Source organism: Dietzia sp. CQ4, from assembly GCF_014145125.1.
Classification (GTDB): Bacteria; Actinomycetota; Actinomycetes; order Mycobacteriales; family Mycobacteriaceae; genus Dietzia; species Dietzia natronolimnaea.
In genome coordinates this window covers 1-16,504 of the sequence record NZ_JAALDZ010000049.1, presented here as the reverse complement: position 1 = coordinate 16,504, position 16,504 = coordinate 1, and the positions used below count along the sequence as shown (strand labels likewise).

Genomic DNA, 16,504 nt, shown 5'->3' with positions numbered 1-16,504 from the left:
GAGAGGGTGCGGGCGTTCGTCGGCGAGTCGTCGTGAGTCGGGGATCGCCGACCGGAACCGGCCTGTCGGCGCTCGTCAGCCGACGCGGGAGAGCCAGGTGACCTCGGCAGCGGCGGGATGCCCGCGGAGCGGCTCCAGCGCGCGGTCCCATGCGGTGCCGAGTTCGGCGTCCACCGAGGCGTGGAACGCGGCGGGGCCTGCGGCCATGAGGTGCCGGAGCCTGTTCTCCCCGATCACCACGTCCCCGCTCGCGCCCGTCTGGCCTCGCCACATCCCGAGTTCCGGGGTGTGCGAGAAGCGTTCGCCGTCGACGAGGTCGCTCGGGTCCTCGGTGACCTCGAAGGCCAGCATCGACCACTTGGCCAGCGAATCGGCCAGGCGAGCACCGGTGCCGACCGGACCGATCCAGTCGACGATCGCCTTGCGGGCGCCCGGCTGGACCGGCTGGTCCTCCCAACGCATGGCGGAGGACGCGTCGAGGGTGCTCGCGAGAGCCCACTCGACGTGAGGGCACAACGCGGTAGGCGCGGCATGGATGAACACCACGCCGGTCGTCGTATCCGCGAAATGGTTCAGATCAGACATCGCTTCACTCCCGACTCACTGAGGGACGTCTTCCCCAACGACCTCGCGATATCGTGTGAACGATGATTCGTATGTGGTTGTAGTACACAACTGTGCCTCAAGTGAACGAATTGCACCAGCGACACTTCTGCATTCTCAGCAAAGTTACAGCACCGTAATCCCGCCGGTGTGAGTCCCCGGCGGCGTGTCGGCGAGGAGGGTGCGTCAGCCCCCGAGGGAGTCCTCCGGGCGGCTGCGACGGGTTGCGGCGTCCACCACCCTGTCCGACAGCTCCGGCCACAGCGGTTTGGCCCAGTCCCCGAAGTCGCGGTCGGTGAGCACGACCAGGGCCGTCTCGATCTCGGGCTGCACCCACAGCAACGTGCCCGACTGTCCGAAGTGCCCGAAGGTCCCGGGAGAATTGTGCTGGCCGGTCCAGTGGGGATACTTGGCCTCCCGGAGTTCGAACCCCAGACCCCACGGACACGGTTTGTGCATTCCGTAACCGGGCACGACGCCGTCGAGGCCGCGGAACTGCTCGTTCACCGCCTCCTCCAGTGTCTCGGGCGCCAGGAGCCGCGGTGCCACGAGTTCGGTCGCGAAGGCGACCAGGTCGGCGAGGCTGGCCGAGGCACCGTGTCCGGCCGAGCCCTCGAGCACCGTCGATCCCATCCCGAGCGGCTGACACACGGCCTCGGTGAGGTAGTCGGGGAAGGCGATCCCCGTGGCGTCGGCGATGTGGTCCGCGAGCACCTCGAAGCCGGCCGAGGAGTAGATGCGTCGCTCCCCCGGCCCGGCGCGCACCTTCCCGCGATCACTGAAGTCCAGACCGGATGCGTGGGCCAACAGGTGGCGGACGGTCGAGCCCTCGGGCCCGGCGGCCTCGTCGAGGGAGATCGCCTCCTCCTCGACAGCGAGGAGCGCGGCCACGGCCACTATCGGTTTGGTCACCGAGGCGAGACGGTAGACGCGGTCCTCGTCGCCACGCACGGCCAGCAGCCCCTCCGGACCGACGACCGCTGCCGAGACGTTGTCCACCGGCCAGTCCTCGACGGCCGCCAGGGCTGCGTCCAGCCGGTCTCGATCGAACTCGTCCGACATGTGATCCTCCCGGGTGATGTCAGATCGGGCCGTCGTCGGCCGGATCGTCTACAGCTGTGTGGTCAGTGTGTCAGCTCGGCGGTCACGTCCGCGGCACGTCGCGCCGACGGAACCCGACCAGCCCCGCGCCCACCAGGGCGACCGCCACAAGCAGCAGTACCGCCACCCCGATCGTGTCGACCGGCCCGACGGGGGCCCGCCCCACCGCACCGAACGGTGACAGGCGCATCTGGGACTCGGTGAGTCTGAGGGTGGGGCCCATGAACGTGACGACCGCGGAGACGGCGAACAGCGCCCAGGCCAGGGCCTGCATGCGGGGTACCCACCCGAACAGGGCCACCGACACCCCGACGAACACGAGCGCGGCCGGCACCTGCCAGGACCCGGCCGCGACGATGCGCCCCAGTGAGTCCGGGTCGTCGAGGGCGACGGAGGTGGCCAGCGCGAAGGCCGCGGAACCCGCCACCACGACCAGGACGGCGCCCGCGGCGACCACAGCGGTGTGCAGGGCCAACAGTGACCACCTCGAGCGGCCGGCCGCGAGTTCGAGCTCCAACCGTCCCGTGGTCTCCTCCCCCCGCAGTCCACCGAGGGTCTGGAGGGCGAACCCCGCGCCGAGGATCCCGACGAACACGACGAGCATCTGCACGAGGGAGTCGACGAGGGCCGGGGACTCGACCAGGAAGGCCGCGAGGGCGGGGTTGGACATGATCGCCTCGACCACGACGTTCATCAGGGCGCCGTACATGGTCATGAGCGCCACGACCCCGACCGTCCATCCGATGAACGCACCGAGGTGCTGGTGTACCGCCACGCCGAGCTCGGACGCCCGCCACCTCGACGCAGTGGCCGAGCCCGTCCGGGCCGGCACCAACCCGGCGCCGACGTCGCGGCGACCGGAGAGCCACAGGGCGGCGGCGGACAGAATTCCGGCCGTCACCACGGCCACGACCAACGGGAGTACGGAGGGGTCCCCGAACGGCCGGACCAACCCGTGCCACCCCAGGGGGGAGGTCCAGCTCACCCAGTTCTCGTTGGTGTCCCCGATCCCCCGCAGGACGAGGGTGAGTCCGGCCAAGGTCATGCCCGTCGCCCACACGGTGCGGTTGTGGGCCACCACCTGCGCGAGCACGGCAGTGGCAGCGGCGTACACCCATCCGGTGGCGACGATCGACGCCGCGTAGAGCGCGGCCCCGGTCCGGTCGACCGGGATGGCGAGCGTCGACGCCCAGATTCCGGCGCCGAGGAGGAGGAACACGCCGGCGACGACGACGAGGGCCGCCGTGACCGGGGCGAGCCGACCCGTCCGGGCGGACAGGAGGAGTTCTGTCCTGCCGGTCTCCTCCTCCCGGCGGGTGGACCGAGCGGTCAGGGCGATCGCCATGATCGGGATCGCGAAGGAGGCGATGAACGCGTACTCGTTCATCATGACCCCACCCAGGGTGTCGAGCCCCGCTATACGTCCGTTGAGCATCACCATCGCCTCGCCGAGGGAGGCGGAGTAGGTGGCGAGCTTCTCCGGCGTGTCGTACAGGGCCGCTATCGAGACGGCGGTGAGCAGATACAGCGCGACCAGCCCCAGGACCCACGCGGCGGCGGAGCGCCACCCCGTCCGCAGGTCGATCCGGGCCAGCAGGCCTGTGCCGGCGAATGCGGAGTTCACCGCGACCCGCCGGGGGTCGTGCCCGCCTCTGCGGGTCCCCCTGCGGCCCCCGCGCCCGAGTAGGCGGAGAGGAAGAGGTCGTCCAGGCTGGGTGGGGTGGCGGTGAGGGTGTGTATGCCGGCCGCGTGCAGGATCCCCGTGACCTCGGCGAGCCGCTCTGCCGGCACGTGGCAGCGGACGTCGAACCGCCCGTCCCCGGGGCGCTCCAACCGCAGTCCGTCGACCCCGCCCACGGTCTCCAGTGCGCGGGGATCGGTGTCGGTGACGGCGTGGACCTCCGTGGTGGTGTGGCGGCGCAGGTCGCCCAGGGTGCCCGAGCTGATCGTGCGGCCGTCGCGGATGATGCTCACCCGATCGGCCAGCGCCTCGACCTCACCCATGATGTGGCTGGAGAGCAGCACGGTGGAACCACCGTCGACGGCCTCCCGGACGCAGCCCTGGAACACCTGCTCCATCAGCGGATCCAGACCGGAGGTGGGCTCGTCCAACACGAGCAGTTCGGCGCCGGACGCCAGGGCCGCCACGAGTGAGACCTTCTGCCGGTTCCCCTTGGAGTAGTCACGGGTGCGCTTGGTGGGGTCCAGGTGGAAGCGTTCGATCAGCTGGTCGCGGCGTGCCGGGTCCAGTCCCCCCAGCGCTCGTCCCAGTACGTCGATGCACTGGCCGCCGGTCAGGCGGGGCCACAGCGTCACCTCCCCCGGGACGTACGCCAGCCTGGAGTGGAGGTCGACCGCATCGCGCCACGGATCGCGGCCGAACAGGGTCACCCGTCCCGAATCGGACCGCATCAGACCCAGCAGGATCCTGATGGTGGTGGATTTCCCGGAACCGTTGGGCCCCAGGAAGCCGTGTACCTCGCCGCGGCGGACGTCGAGGTCCAGACCGTCGAGCGCACGGGTGGCGCCGAACGTCTTGACCAGGCCCTCGACGCGCACCACCGGGTCCGAATCTGAACGCATGACCAGTCCCTTCGTCGATTCTCCCCGATCATCCTCTCCATCCTCGGCACAATGTGGCAATGCGCTCACCGATGTCCGGACACAGGACTTTCCGCCCCTCGATCGCCGACCGCCTCACCAAGGCGGCCATGACCGCCTCTGGTTCTCTACCCGGTCCGGTCATCCAGCTGGCAGGTGGCGCCCCCCGGAGGATCGACGGCCAGGTGCTGGACCCGCATTTCCAGGCCGGGGTCCGGGTGATGTCCCTGTTGTCCGAGGGCGAGTACGAGGACATGCCGGTGGAACAGGCACGCCAGACGGTGGAGCGGTCGGCGTACACCGTCTCGGGGAACCGGATCGACCTCGCCGTCGTCAAGGACCTCGTCCTCCCGCTCGCCGGAACGGATCAGCCCGGCGACGAGACCGCCCGGGCCGACCTGCCCGCCCGCCTGTACTCCCCCGTCCACGGCGACGAAGCGCTGCCGATGCTCGTGTTCTTCCACGGCGGCGGGTGGGTGCTCGGGAGCATCGACTCCCACGATGCGACCTGCCGGTACATCGCGCGGATGGGCGGCCTCAAGGTTCTCAGCGTGGACTACCGTCTGGCCCCCGAGTTCCTCTTTCCCACGGCGGCCGAGGACGCCCTGGCCTCGTTCCGGTACGTGCGGGACAACGCCGGGTCCCTCGGGGTCGACCCGACGCGCATCGCGGTGGGCGGCGACAGCGCGGGCGGGAACCTGGCGGCGGTCGTGTGTCAACAGACCCGGGACGCCGGCGAGAAGACCCCCGACTTCCAACTGCTGTTCGTCCCCGCGACCAACATGTCGACGCGGACCCGTTCGTTCGAGCTGTTCGGCGAGGGCTTCTTCCTCACGGGGAAGAACATGGACTTCTACGAGAACACCTACCTGCGTTCCGACGACGACCGCCTCGACCCGCGGGCCTCCCCGCTGTTGGCCGAGGACTTCTCCGGCCTGCCCCCGGCGCACGTCGCCACCGGCGGGTTCGACCCGCTGCGCGATGAGGGCGAGGCGTACGCGCGGAAGATGGCCGACGCCGGCGTCAAGGTCTCGCTCCGCCGGCATTCCACGATGGTCCACCCGTTCGTCAACGCCGTCGGCGCCACCCCGCTCGCGCGCGCCGCCCTCTCGGAGGCGGTCGGAGCGCTGCGGATGGGGTTGGCGTACTGAACGCCGCGCGGTAGCCTTCTGCAGCGAGTAGGGCGAGGGCGAGCAGTCCGTAAATGACGACGTCGGCGCTCTGCATCCGGTCCCCGGGAACGAACGCCGCAGCGACCGCGAAGACCGGTTCCACGTAGCCAAGTAGCCCAAACAGGGGAAGCGAGAGTAGCTGCGACGCCGCCAGGTACGCCACCATCGCAGCTGCCCCGGCAATTCCGACTGTGGCGACCGCGAGTCGTCCGGCAGCCGAAAACGGATGCTCGCAACTCGACCAGATCAGCCACCCGGATAGCGGGGTGAGCGCCGCGACCTCGAGACCGAAAGCCACGGGGTGTCCATGCCGACGCGTCTGCACAAGATGAAGTGAGTGAGGTACCCCGTCCAGATCACGAACGCCACCCAGGACACGTGCAGCGCCAACCCGCTCTTGACGTCGACCGCGACGGAGGCGATCAACACCGCTACCCACTGCCATGCCGATACCCCGGCTCTGAAGATGACCCTGCTGATCACCAGAGCCAGCGGCAGGAGCAAGAATCCGAGCGACGCACCGAGGGCGTGGCCGTGCAGGGGCGCCCAGTAGAATAGCCAGAGCTGCACTCCGGCAAGAGCGCACAGTTACCCGAATACCAACGGGGTCCACCACGCACGCGTCAGAGTAGCCCGGGATTCACCCAGCATCGCGTGACCAATGGGGTGAACCAACACCAGGCAATAGAAAATGAACGGCACGACGATTCGCCATCCGAAGACCACTTCAGCCGTGGCGTTGATGACTCCGGAAAGCTAGAAGCTCGCCCCGAAGAGCCCGGCAGCAAAATCTCGGTCGCCACTCCCCGCGCCAAATCACCTGGGGACAACGGCTCAACTATGGTAGAAAACCAATTGCTTCCATGGGCTCTACCCTGCACGGCCCCTTCAGAGCCGATCACCGCTGGTGGGTGCGGGTCGCGATCGAGGGTAGGACTTAAACCGCCCATCGGTGTTTGAGGTGGCGGGCCTGGGGCCAACTGGCAGGCCGTCCACCCTGCACATGCGCGCGTTCGAGTATCCGCGGATCGTCGGGGACGTGTAGGCGTACTAGCACGCATGCGCCGCTAACTCGGTGGTCCCCCAACTGCTCCCAGGCAACCGCGGGCGGCGTCCTGACGAGGTCGATCTCCCCAACAACCGCCGAAGTCACCGACACCAGTGTGCCGCCACCGATATTCTCGACCTTCAGACTCTACGGTCTCCTCCGCGATGTCTGTATACAAGGTTGTCGTACACGGCGACTAGCTTAGACGAGAGAGGGTCGATGACCGTGCAACGAAATGTCCAGTTCTGGCGAGTCGTCGCGGTCGATGGCAGTCCGCTAGAAGGTATCTTCCCAGCTTCCGATGTTGTCCGCGCCCTACGTCAAGCTCAACGGGCAGGAACCGATCGCCATCACGTTTGTCGTGACGGGATGGTTCTGATCGCGCATGCAGAAAAGAGGGCGAGATCCAAGCCGATGATCATCCTAGACAAGGTCCGACGAGAAAACCTCCCGAGCGTTGGCGATTCCGCGGGCGCTAGGAAGGCTATGGGACTGAGTGCCGGCGAAGGACTTCTCGAACCGACGTACTGCTTGTTCGGCGATGACAACGTCGTTGCCATGTTAGTTAGTGGTAACGGACCACGGGCCAAACGCCTTTGCGACTACCTCTCTGCTCGCTTGGGTGTAACAGTCGGTCTCGACCCGGTACTTACCCACGACCTCGATCGGATCTTGAGCGACATGGTGCTCAGCTCCATTGAGCTGGCGATCCCTGCAACGCGAATCAACCGAGAGCTCGTCGGCGGCGATTGGGTGGAGACACTTGAAGCGAGTAAACGGCTTGCAGAGGATAGGGGCATCGTACGTGTCGGTGTCGCTGTCGGACGACGCGGAGACCGTCAGTTTAAAGCGCGAATTCGATCAAGAATCCGCACACTCACCAATCAACTTCGCGGTTCCGGTGCCCTATCGGAGGTAGATTCCGCTCGGGTCAAAGGAACAGTGCGCGGGTTGTCAAGGACGGTCGACCTGATGTCGGACCGCTTCGTCGAGCAAGTGGAGGTCGAAGCCGATATCTTGAACGACCCGGAGAGATCAGCGGAGTACGCTTGGAGCCTCTTAGTTGAATCACTACGACGTAGCGCTGAGTACCTCGCCCAAGTAGTTCCGCCGGTCGGCACTAAAGCGAGCGGGCTCCGCCCCCAGTTATCGGAGCCCGGAGATCGTGGCCAGCGGAGGTGATGGTCCGCTTTCAAAAGTCGGTCCAATCCGAAATTCGCAGCTTCTTTGGGTTAGGAGTCGTTGGTCGGACCTCGTCATAGCATTGCTAGTAGTCGGCTTATGGCTACTCGCCGGACACTGTAAGTGGGTCCCACTCGCGCTCGAAGATGTCGCTGCACCTCAGCGCCAGGCGGTGTACCAAGCTGTTGCCACAACTTCGGCAACGCTTGCTGGCTTCACCCTGACTAGCGTTTCTGTTCTAATCAATCTGCTGAGAGCGCCTATGTCGACGATCGACAGACTATTACCTAACGATGATAAGACCCGAGTAGGTAATGCTGTCATTGGCGCACTCCCCAGCCTTCTGGCCCTGTTCGGCGTCGCGATCGTTGGTGTCCTGGGCGACTCAACAACACCCGAGGGACACTGGTGGATACAGGCAGCACTCGGCGTTACGACGCTTACCGCAGTACTTGGACTTAGCCGCGTGGTCTGGGTGCTCCGTCGACTGTTGGCCACATCAAGTTTGACATGAAGTCGAGTGCCAGCTTTAAAGGCAGTTTGATGCTTCACGGAATACAAAGCGGGCCAGATCACTTTCCAACCCGCCGAAGCCTTCGCGAAATCAGTCTACCTCGATAGTGGCAGTCATGTTAAGAACCGTGACTTCATACCGTCAAACTTACTCAAAAGCGCTACAAATATTGCCCCTCCGGGGTTAATCCGAGACCTTAACGAAAAGACCAAGAAGATCGTCTTGGATAATGTCCATTTCGGAGGAAAACCTGAAACGGAAGCATATCTGACATAGTTTTTGGGGCGTTCCACCATTCTTCGATCGACCTGCGACTGCTTCCACGCGTGCTCATCGGCTGCACATGAGCTTCGTGAGCGAAGAAGGCAAACTCGACCCTCCCTAAGCGACAGTAGTCTGTTTGTACGGCTTGCTTCGTTTTAGACCCGAGCCCGATTGGTGCGGGCAGTTGGATTTTGATGCGAAATCCGGTTCGCTCGTGCGCTAACGGAACCACATGAGTTATTATAGAGCCATGCTGCGATCAGAACCCTTCGACATCCTCATAACCGACCACCCAGCGTGGATACGTACCGGAAAGACCGATTGGATACGGGCCGTACGCGACAGTTATGGTGTTGGCCGAATGATCTGTGCGCACGCGTCGATTGAGGGTGATGTCACAATCAATGGACCTGCTTGTCTGAGTTTTTCAGATACTGTACGCATAATAGATTGCGAAAAAGTGGCTGGAACCTCCAAGCTCGAAGAGGAAATTCGTACGCTGGGACGAGTCGCCCGCTGGGCAAACACGGACGCATGGGATGCGGTGGCAACGGCAATTATTCGTCAGGTAATTCGCGCCGGCCACGCTAAGAGCCTGTATCGGACTGTCTGCGAACGATTCGGGGAGAGAGTTTCCGGAACGCATGATGTCGCATATCTGTTTCCGACTCAGCACCAACTCCAGCTGATTCCTGACGAAGAACTAGTGGCGGCAGGTCTCGGGTTCAAAATCGCTGCATTGCGCGCAGCGGCAGATTTTTTCGTAACTGCCGAGGAGGACTTCGAATGCGCCACCTACGACGCGATTGAAGACTTACAAAGAATCCGTCGAGTTGGCTCGTGGACAGCGCGTGCTGCCGTGGCGGATCAGACAAACGACTTTTCCGGCTATCCGCATGGCGATTTAGCAATCAGAACATGGGCGGCCCATATGGATCCTTCAGTGGACTGGCCGCAGAACGATACGGAGTTTGCGGCGTTGTGGCAGACTATGGCGAAGGGCGATCTCGCCCGGTGGACGGTCTCGGCCATTGCATATGGAGTGCGTCATGGTGTCAGAAGCGATGAAAAATCTTGGCTTGCAGCGGGATACGCCAATCGATCTCTTGTTGATCAATGCACCTCTCCGAGACTACGCGGAACGGCCTAGGGTTAACAACTTCACATTGCCAGTGCTTGGTCTCGGCTACATAGCTACGTATGCGGAGGCTCAAGGGTTCAACGTCGGAGTGCTCGACGCCGAGGCGACCGGAATGACGGTGGCTGATGTCGTTGCATTTGTCAACAATTCTGATCCCAGATGGGTCGGGTTCAACCTCCTCGCCCCAACCTACGAGATGTCGGCGACCATTGCTGCCGGACTTAAAGCGAGCATCAAGGTAATTCTCGGCGGTCATCAAGCGCGGGCTCTACCCGAACGAATACTCCGTGACCCACGAATGCACAACTGTGTGGCGTTGATCGTGGGGGAAGCGGAGATTCGGGTAACGGAGCTGCTAGGAGACGCGGCCGCGCGTCAGAACCTCCCCCTTGTCTACTGGTTGAATCGAGAGCTTGACGTCATCGCGGCCGGCAGACCTGAACATGCAAACCCGGCGTACCTCGCACCAGACGTCAACGCCCTTCCGTTCGTAAATCGTAAGTTCCTGATAGACGATCCTTCTCCCGTTGACGGCCGGGTCCGCGCAAGTATGGTCGGTGCTCGCGGATGCCCCTATGACTGTTCATTTTGCGGCGCTGCCGTATCCGCGAATCCGGATGTCACCATTCGTGTAAGACATCCAGAAAATATACTTGCTGAGATGGACCAGTTGCGGTCCGGCTACGGCGTCAACGCGTTCCGTTTCGTAGACGATCTTTTCCTCGGCTCTAAGCGTGTGATTCTGAATATGACCGAGGCTTTTCTAGCGGAACGCGTGGGCGAATGGGCGGTGTGGGACGCGACCGGACGCATCAACGTGTTGGATAGATTGAATGACAACCAAATTTCGGCCCTCAAAGAAGCCGGTCTGTCCGAGTTTGCAGTCGGTATCGAGTCAGGAAGTCCACGGATTCTGGATTTAATTGATAAAAGAATTGATCCGACCATGGTTACCCGCGTGGTTGAGAGGTTAGTTCGGATCGGCATCGATGTTAAAGGATACTTCATCTTTGGGTTCCCAGGCGAGACGTCGCTAGAGATTGAGGCAACGGTGGAACTCATAGAAAGACTCTGGTCGGTCGCTGATGGAGAGACGGGATCTTTTCGCGCCTCTGCTTTTGAGTATCGCCCTTACCCCGGAACGCCTGATTGGCACAGGTTGGTAGGCACGGGCAGATTCACCGTCAACGATCTGCTGGACTACAGGCCTGTGGACTTCACAGGGGATGGTTCCCGTAGTCATATGAACGCTCGTGACGAATTCAACTTCGCGATCCCGACCGATCTCGCCGACGCACCTAGGCATGAGGTCAGATCGGCGGTTGATAAGGTGGCGAAAGAGCAATATGCGCGGTTGACGAAGTGGAAGTTTTAGCTTGAACCAACTTCGGACTGTCCGCTTACAGTAAACTCAGCAACAGCGGATATTGCGGCAGCGGATGAGGCTCTCAGCGTTGGTCAAACCCGCAGTTTGCTCCATCCCCGATTTATTAGCCAGAATTTTCGAGATCTTTTCTTCGAACGACCCTCAGGACGGACCCCAGGCGTACAGACCGCACGGTTTTTAGCCTGCGGCGGCCGATCAGAACTCGAACCTCAGAACTACATGACTGTAATTAGCAGACATGAAGATCTTGCAGATGAAACTTGTGTATAGCTCCATGCACTGGGGGAACGTCCACAACATCCACAGGTTGTCACCAGCGACGAACGACCTGTCCACAGGTTTCGCTGGTTCATACACAGAGCGACTCACAGGCGCGATCGAGTACGGTCACAGAACCGTCGTACATGGAAGGAGACCACCAGGTGGCAGTCGCCGATGACCAATTAAAACTGCTTGAACTCCAGCCATCAGGGGCAACGACTGATTTGCGCCGGCGTCGGACCCTTGCAATGCCGGAACTCGCCGCATGGGCGGAGCGGACCGTTCGTGCATTATCACTCACCAGCGGGCTACACCGATCCTCGGACATGTTCGTGCTCGCGCAAGCGGTCAAGCTGACCGAAGAGCTCGGCGAGCTGCATGCCGAGATCCTGGGGCGGCTTCAATTGCAGCGGTCCTCCAAGCACCGCCGGTTCAATGAGGAATCGTTACGAGACGAACTGGCCGACGTTATTCTGAGCACTGCGATTTTGTCTCAGGCAATGGGTATTGATCTGGATGCAGCCATTCGGAACAAAATGAATGCCGTCGATAGTCGTATGGATGACTGATTTCGGATTGTCTCGGTAGAGCCGCCCTGATCCGCCCTGGGTTTGGTGGAGTTCTTCGTGTGCCCAGGGTTCAACGGAGTCGGAAATTGTGGATTCTGGTGGCGAACACCGGGAGGAACAGCTTGGACGACAGGGCTAGTCGGCCGAGTTCAGACGCAAGATTCTCGACTTCTAGCGGCGGGGCGCAGCGTAGCTGCTGTCGCGCACGACTTTGATCTCAGTGACCGGACAATCTACAACTGGCGCCGGCGGGCCAATGTGCTGACGAGTGCCATTCGGCTCGTTGCAGAGCCGTAGCGGCTGTACGAAATGGTCCACGAGCAAGTTCGCCGACTCCTCAACGAAACCTTCTATCGGCGCTTCTACTTCGATGTTGAGGGGGTCAAGCGTGATGCTCGCAACCAGCCCTTCGACAACTTCTAAACGGCTGAGCAGAAATTTCTCAAAACTCAACCGGAACTTAAAACGAACCCCGTCGAGGGTTCCGTTGAAATTGCTGCGGCTAAGTCGACGTTCTCGAAAGTAGTTAAGGCCTCCCTCGCCGGTGTTCTTTGGTGCCGGGTTCGAGTAAGACCGTCACGGTGGGGCCAGCGGGGCTCGAACCCGCGACCAGCGGATTATGAGTCCGCGGCTCTAACCAACTGAGCTATAGCCCCCCGCACGCGCCGGGAGCATCCACCGGCACGTGCCGCGCAATCGTAGCAAGACCCCTCACCGGTCCTCCGGCCACCAGACGGCGCGGACTGCCGAGAGTCCGTCGGCGACCTGCGAGGGCGGGTCGTCCCAGGCCATGACCAGCCGCTCGGGCGACTCATAGGCGGGATGACCCGGATCGCCGGTGGTCACGAAGTCGACCCACGAGTCGTGCATCCCCTCGACCAGACCCGCCGGCGGCGGGGCACCGAGATAGCGTTCCACGTTCTCCCCGTCCGGGACGGCCCAGAAGAACGGAAGGTCAGCGCAGTGCCTGGGCCCATTTCCCCCGGTCCAGCAGAAGTCGTACACCCACGTCGGGTCGCCGGCGGCCACCCTGGTCTCGGCGGCGCGGGCCACCGTGGAGTGGATCGCGGCCGCGTCGATCACCGCGCCCACGCTCCGTCGCAGAGACCGGCCGTTCGACTGCCGGGCCAGCGCCCTGAGCCCCTGCCTCGGGAGTTGTTGGGACACCGCCATGAACGCGGCCCCCGGCACCAGCGCCGGACCCGGGAGCTTGTCCGAGACGGCCTCGAACTCCGTCGCGGTGGAACCGATGAGCAGCGGGACGCTCGTTGAAGGGCCTGCGGCGACCGCCTCGAGGGGAGGGGCCGGGACCGTCTCGCCACCGACCACCGGACGGAACGGGAGCGTGAACTGGTTCTCGCGCCGGAGGCGCCGATGGAACTCGTCGACCGCGCCGCGCCCCCCGGCCGCCAGTCCCTCTGAGGTGATCCCCTTGGGCGGGCGGGTCGCCGGGGCCCGCAGCACCGCCGGTGACGCCGCGATCGCACCGTGGAACAGCCCTGCCGCCGGCGGTGAACCCAGCAGACACAGCACCGCTCCCCCGCCGGCCGACTGCCCGGTGACCGTCACCCTGTCGGGATCTCCGCCGAACGCGGCGATCTCGTCCCGGACCCACTCGAGGGCGGCGATCCAGTCGAGCATCCCGCGGTTGTCCGGGGCGTCGGGGAACGGCGTGAAGCCCTCGACACCCAGGCGGTAGCCCACCGAGACCACGATGATCCCCCGGCGGGCGAAGGTCGAACCGTCGAACCACGGCTGATGGGACGACCCCGATTCCCAGCCGCCCCCGTGGATCCACACCATCACCGGGTGCCCGGAACCCGTCGCCGGCGCCCACACGTCCACGTGCAGGATGTCGGTGCCCGCGACGATCGGCTCGGGGATCGCCGGGTCCGGGTCGAACCTCAGCCTCTGGGCGGTGGCGGCGGGCCTCGTCGCATCACGGACCCCGTCCCACGGCGCTCTACGGACCGGGGAGGCGAAGCGCAGCTCGCCGACCGGGTCCTCGGCGTACGGGATGCCGTAGAAGCGGACGACGTCACCGAGCTCGGTGCCACGGACGCGACCGGTCGAGAGGGTGACTTCGGGGTCGGTCATGGCGCCAGGTTAACGACGATGGCTGAGATCGCCCGGCGATCCCTGCTACGAAAGGGGGATGACTAGTGACAGGGACCAGATCATCGAACGGCTGGCAGACATCGCCACCGCTCTGGACACCCGCGACTGGGACGGGCTGGGAGAGCTGTTCACCGCGTCCGCGACCGGATACGGGGCGGCCGGTCGTGAGCAGATCGTCCGGACGGTGCGGGACCACCTCGGCGGTTGTGGCCCCTCCCAGCACCTGCTGGGCAACCACAGGGTGCACCTCGCATTCGATGGCGCCGAGGACCGGGCGAGGAGTCTGACGTACGCGCGGGTGCTCCACCTCGGGACGGGAGACCAGGCCGGCCTGAGCTACGAGTGCTTCGGCGAGTACTCCGACCTGTGGACCAGGACGCCGGCGGGCTGGCGGATCGTCTCCAGGCGGTTTCGCATCGACTTCGACCGCGGCGACTTCCGAACCCTCCAGCCCGGCTGACCCCGAAATGCGGATCAGGCCAGAGGGGTATTCCCTCTGGCCTGATCTACTGCTCCCCCATCTGGACTCGAACCAGAAACCCTTCGATTAACAGTCGAATGCTCTGCCAATTGAGCTATGGGGGATTGCTGCCGGCGACCGACGAGCACGTCGGACACCGAGAACTCACCTTAGTGCGAGGGCGGCCATCGGACCAAATCGCCAGTTCAGGAGACTGTCGGCTGGCTAACTCGACGAAACCGGCCCGGGCAGGGAACCCATCTCGACCGCCGATCCCGCACTCCCCGGAGCATCACAGATCGATCCGAGCGACCCGGTCGACGCCGATCCCGTCGAGCTCAGGGACCCTGGGTGAAAAGACCCGTTCGCGTCCTCACCGCACAGGACTGTGAGCGAACCCGGGCTCAGCGATCCGGTGCCCGGCTGCTCAGCCTGGACGGTGATGCTCGCCGGTCCCGCCGTCGACGATGCGTACGGGGTGTCCGTGGAGTCGTCTGCGACAGGTGCCGGAGTGAACGTGGCGGTGATGAGGTGGTCGCCGATCTCGGAGAAGACATGAGGCAGGGTCGCGGACCCGCCGACGACGTCCACCGGGTCGCCGATCGGTTCGTCGTCGGCGAAGAACTGGACCGTGCCCGCGGCCGCCGAGGGGGCGACCTGCACGGTGAGATCGACCATCGTTCCCGAGACCGCGCTCGGCGGCACGGAGAGCGTCGAGACGGTCTCGGTCTGGCACCCGGACACCTCGGTCTCGAGCAGGGCGAACTGACCCGTGGCCGGATCGAAACCCTTGTCCACGGACTGGGGGCCGACCACGACCTGGTAGGTCACGGTGTGGGTGTCCGAGGACCGGTTCGGCAGACGTGGTTGATCGAGCAGATCCACGGTCCTGGTGGTGGTGATCGGGTCCCGGTCGGTGACGTAGGGCGCCGCCCCCGGGGCGAAGACGGGGGGCGCCGGGGCCGAGTTCTGCACCCCCAGACGTCCCACCACCCGCGTGATGTCGTACGCGACGCTGTTGAAGGAGAACCTGGACCGGACGGACACCCCGGCCTGGCTCCACACCCCCGGCACGCCCACGAGCGACGTCGGGTCCTCGCCGTCCACCGCGAAGTCGACGACGTAGTACCCGTTCGTCTGGTTGATGATCGTGAACTCGACCTGACACTGATCGTTGCCGGATGCGCTGAACCGGACCGGCCCCTGGTCCCACCCCTCGGCGGAGGCCGCCGGGGACGCTCCGAGGCAGATACCGCACGCGACGAGCGCGGCGGGGAGGAGGAGTCGACCTGATGACGTGGGCATGGTGTACCTATCCGGGGTTGTCGGGTTCCCGCGCGCCTGGACCGGTATTACAGATCGACGACGGGTCAGGCGCGACTGTACCGGATTTATAAGCTTCTTGTCACAATGCTCCCGTGGGAGCAGGCGGCCGTGCGGACCCGCACCCGACATCCTGCCTCCGGGTCAGGTGATGTCGGGCGTGGCGCCCACGGCCTGCTCGAGCAGTCCGCGCCGGTATTCCTCCAACGCCACGAGGTCGCCGAACAGCGCCGAGTACCCCTCCGGGTCGGCCGCCGGACTCATCCGCTGGACCTTGGACTTGAGGTCGGCGATCTGGCCGGACACCCACACCTCCTGTAGGCGGGCGAGCACGCCGGAGACGTAGCGGGGCAGCGCGTCCTCGGCCACGCGGAGCGTCTCGACCGCCATGAGGCCCACCAGCCGCTGCAGACCGTCGTCCTCGAGGCCCCTGGAGACCTCGGACACCCAGTTCGCGCCGCTCTTGCCGGAGGCGCACCCCCCGGCCGCGGACAGCGCGTCCGCGATCAGGGCGTAGGCGGGATGGGTGTAGCACTCGCCCGGGAGCGAGTCGAAGAGCGGTCCCGCCAGGCCCGGGTACTGCAGTGCCGCCTTGAGCGCCTCGCGCTGCGGCCAGAGCACCGGGTCCGACGCCGAGGGCAGGGGGACGCCCGTCGGCGCCGCGGGAGGCTGCTGGTCCGCGCGGGTGCCCGCCTCGTCGTCGTCGTATCTCCCCCCGCCCCGTTCGGCACGATCCCGCAGCGGGCGGGGTCCACCTCCG

13 protein-coding genes, 2 tRNA genes and 1 pseudogene are annotated in these 16,504 nt (G+C 64.6%); 6 read left to right on the top strand and 10 right to left on the bottom strand.

The annotated features are described in order from the left end of the window. Positions 1-75: 75 nt before the first annotated feature. From G6031_RS03785 to G6031_RS03770, 4 genes are all read right to left on the bottom strand, one after another. A complete protein-coding gene (locus G6031_RS03785; protein WP_182652487.1) occupies positions 76-585 on the bottom strand; it encodes a DUF3145 domain-containing protein in 510 nt (169 codons plus the stop codon). Between the two features lie 204 nt (positions 586-789). After that, positions 790-1,665, bottom strand: coding sequence for a serine hydrolase domain-containing protein (locus tag G6031_RS03780; RefSeq protein WP_179524985.1), 876 nt, complete (start codon positions 1,663-1,665; stop codon positions 790-792). An 82-nt stretch (positions 1,666-1,747) separates the two neighbouring features. Next, entirely contained in the window at positions 1,748-3,328 is a 1,581-nt protein-coding gene (locus tag G6031_RS03775) for a hypothetical protein (RefSeq protein WP_182652486.1), read from the bottom strand. Then, positions 3,325-4,287, bottom strand: a complete 963-nt coding sequence (locus G6031_RS03770; RefSeq protein ID WP_182652485.1) for an ABC transporter ATP-binding protein — start codon at positions 4,285-4,287, stop codon at positions 3,325-3,327. Before G6031_RS03770 ends, G6031_RS03775 begins: the two co-directional genes overlap by 4 nt. Positions 4,288-4,346: 59 nt before the next feature. On the opposite strand from G6031_RS03770, the gene G6031_RS03765 reads away from it, so the two are divergent. Then, positions 4,347-5,456 carry an alpha/beta hydrolase gene (locus G6031_RS03765; RefSeq protein WP_241730530.1) on the top strand — a complete coding sequence of 370 codons (1,110 nt, stop codon included), beginning with the start codon at positions 4,347-4,349 and terminating at the stop codon, positions 5,454-5,456. 267 nt (positions 5,457-5,723) lie between these two features. Here the strand turns inward: G6031_RS03765 and G6031_RS03760 are convergent, their stop codons facing one another. After that, positions 5,724-6,047, bottom strand: a complete 324-nt coding sequence (locus G6031_RS03760; RefSeq protein ID WP_182652484.1) for a hypothetical protein — start codon at positions 6,045-6,047, stop codon at positions 5,724-5,726. An 847-nt stretch (positions 6,048-6,894) separates the two neighbouring features. On the opposite strand from G6031_RS03760, the gene G6031_RS03755 reads away from it, so the two are divergent. From G6031_RS03755 to G6031_RS19165, 4 genes are all read left to right on the top strand, one after another. Beyond that, positions 6,895-7,707, top strand: a complete 813-nt coding sequence (locus tag G6031_RS03755; RefSeq protein WP_182652483.1) for an oxidoreductase — start codon at positions 6,895-6,897, stop codon at positions 7,705-7,707. A 1,028-nt stretch (positions 7,708-8,735) separates the two neighbouring features. Then, positions 8,736-9,635, top strand: a complete 900-nt coding sequence (locus G6031_RS03750) for a hypothetical protein (protein ID WP_182652482.1) — start codon at positions 8,736-8,738, stop codon at positions 9,633-9,635. Then, entirely contained in the window at positions 9,535-11,001 is a 1,467-nt protein-coding gene (locus G6031_RS03745; protein ID WP_206682130.1) for a radical SAM protein, read from the top strand. Before G6031_RS03750 ends, G6031_RS03745 begins: the two co-directional genes overlap by 101 nt. Before the next feature lie 434 nt (positions 11,002-11,435). Next, entirely contained in the window at positions 11,436-11,843 is a 408-nt protein-coding gene (locus tag G6031_RS19165; RefSeq protein WP_182652481.1) for a MazG-like family protein, read from the top strand. Between the two features lie 582 nt (positions 11,844-12,425). Here G6031_RS19165 and G6031_RS03730 read toward each other — a convergent pair. Both G6031_RS03730 and G6031_RS03725 read right to left on the bottom strand, forming a co-directional pair. After that, positions 12,426-12,499: transfer RNA gene (locus tag G6031_RS03730), tRNA-Ile, on the bottom strand. A gap of 55 nt (positions 12,500-12,554) precedes the next feature. After that, complete coding sequence (locus G6031_RS03725) at positions 12,555-13,940, bottom strand: carboxylesterase family protein (RefSeq protein ID WP_182652479.1); 1,386 nt, start codon at positions 13,938-13,940, stop codon at positions 12,555-12,557. 58 nt (positions 13,941-13,998) lie between these two features. On the opposite strand from G6031_RS03725, the gene G6031_RS03720 reads away from it, so the two are divergent. Then, complete coding sequence (locus tag G6031_RS03720; RefSeq protein ID WP_182652478.1) at positions 13,999-14,421, top strand: nuclear transport factor 2 family protein; 423 nt, start codon at positions 13,999-14,001, stop codon at positions 14,419-14,421. Between the two features lie 52 nt (positions 14,422-14,473). Here the strand turns inward: G6031_RS03720 and G6031_RS03715 are convergent. The 3 genes and pseudogenes from G6031_RS03715 to G6031_RS03705 form a co-directional block, all read right to left on the bottom strand. Further along, a tRNA-Asn gene (locus G6031_RS03715) sits at positions 14,474-14,546 on the bottom strand. 100 nt (positions 14,547-14,646) lie between these two features. Then, positions 14,647-15,726, bottom strand: coding sequence for an Ig-like domain-containing protein (locus G6031_RS03710; protein WP_182652477.1), 1,080 nt, complete (start codon positions 15,724-15,726; stop codon positions 14,647-14,649). Between the two features lie 162 nt (positions 15,727-15,888). Further along, positions 15,889-16,504, bottom strand: a pseudogene (locus tag G6031_RS03705) (DNA primase); the annotation flags it as partial.

Excerpts from the sequence above, each read along its gene's own strand:
- G6031_RS03750 (WP_182652482.1), top strand. The coding sequence starts at position 8,736 with ATGCTGCGATCAGAACCCTTCGACATCCTCATAACCGACCACCCAGCG.
- G6031_RS03780 (WP_179524985.1), bottom strand. The coding sequence starts at position 1,665 with ATGTCGGACGAGTTCGATCGAGACCGGCTGGACGCAGCCCTGGCGGCC.
- G6031_RS03785 (WP_182652487.1), bottom strand. The coding sequence starts at position 585 with ATGTCTGATCTGAACCATTTCGCGGATACGACGACCGGCGTGGTGTTC.
- G6031_RS03770 (WP_182652485.1), bottom strand. The coding sequence starts at position 4,287 with ATGCGTTCAGATTCGGACCCGGTGGTGCGCGTCGAGGGCCTGGTCAAG.
- G6031_RS03720 (WP_182652478.1), top strand. The coding sequence starts at position 13,999 with ATGACTAGTGACAGGGACCAGATCATCGAACGGCTGGCAGACATCGCC.
- G6031_RS03745 (WP_206682130.1), top strand. The coding sequence starts at position 9,535 with ATGGTGTCAGAAGCGATGAAAAATCTTGGCTTGCAGCGGGATACGCCA.
- G6031_RS03710 (WP_182652477.1), bottom strand. The coding sequence starts at position 15,726 with ATGCCCACGTCATCAGGTCGACTCCTCCTCCCCGCCGCGCTCGTCGCG.
- G6031_RS03765 (WP_241730530.1), top strand. The coding sequence starts at position 4,347 with ATGCGCTCACCGATGTCCGGACACAGGACTTTCCGCCCCTCGATCGCC.
- G6031_RS03755 (WP_182652483.1), top strand. The coding sequence starts at position 6,895 with ATGGTTCTGATCGCGCATGCAGAAAAGAGGGCGAGATCCAAGCCGATG.
- G6031_RS03725 (WP_182652479.1), bottom strand. The coding sequence starts at position 13,940 with ATGACCGACCCCGAAGTCACCCTCTCGACCGGTCGCGTCCGTGGCACC.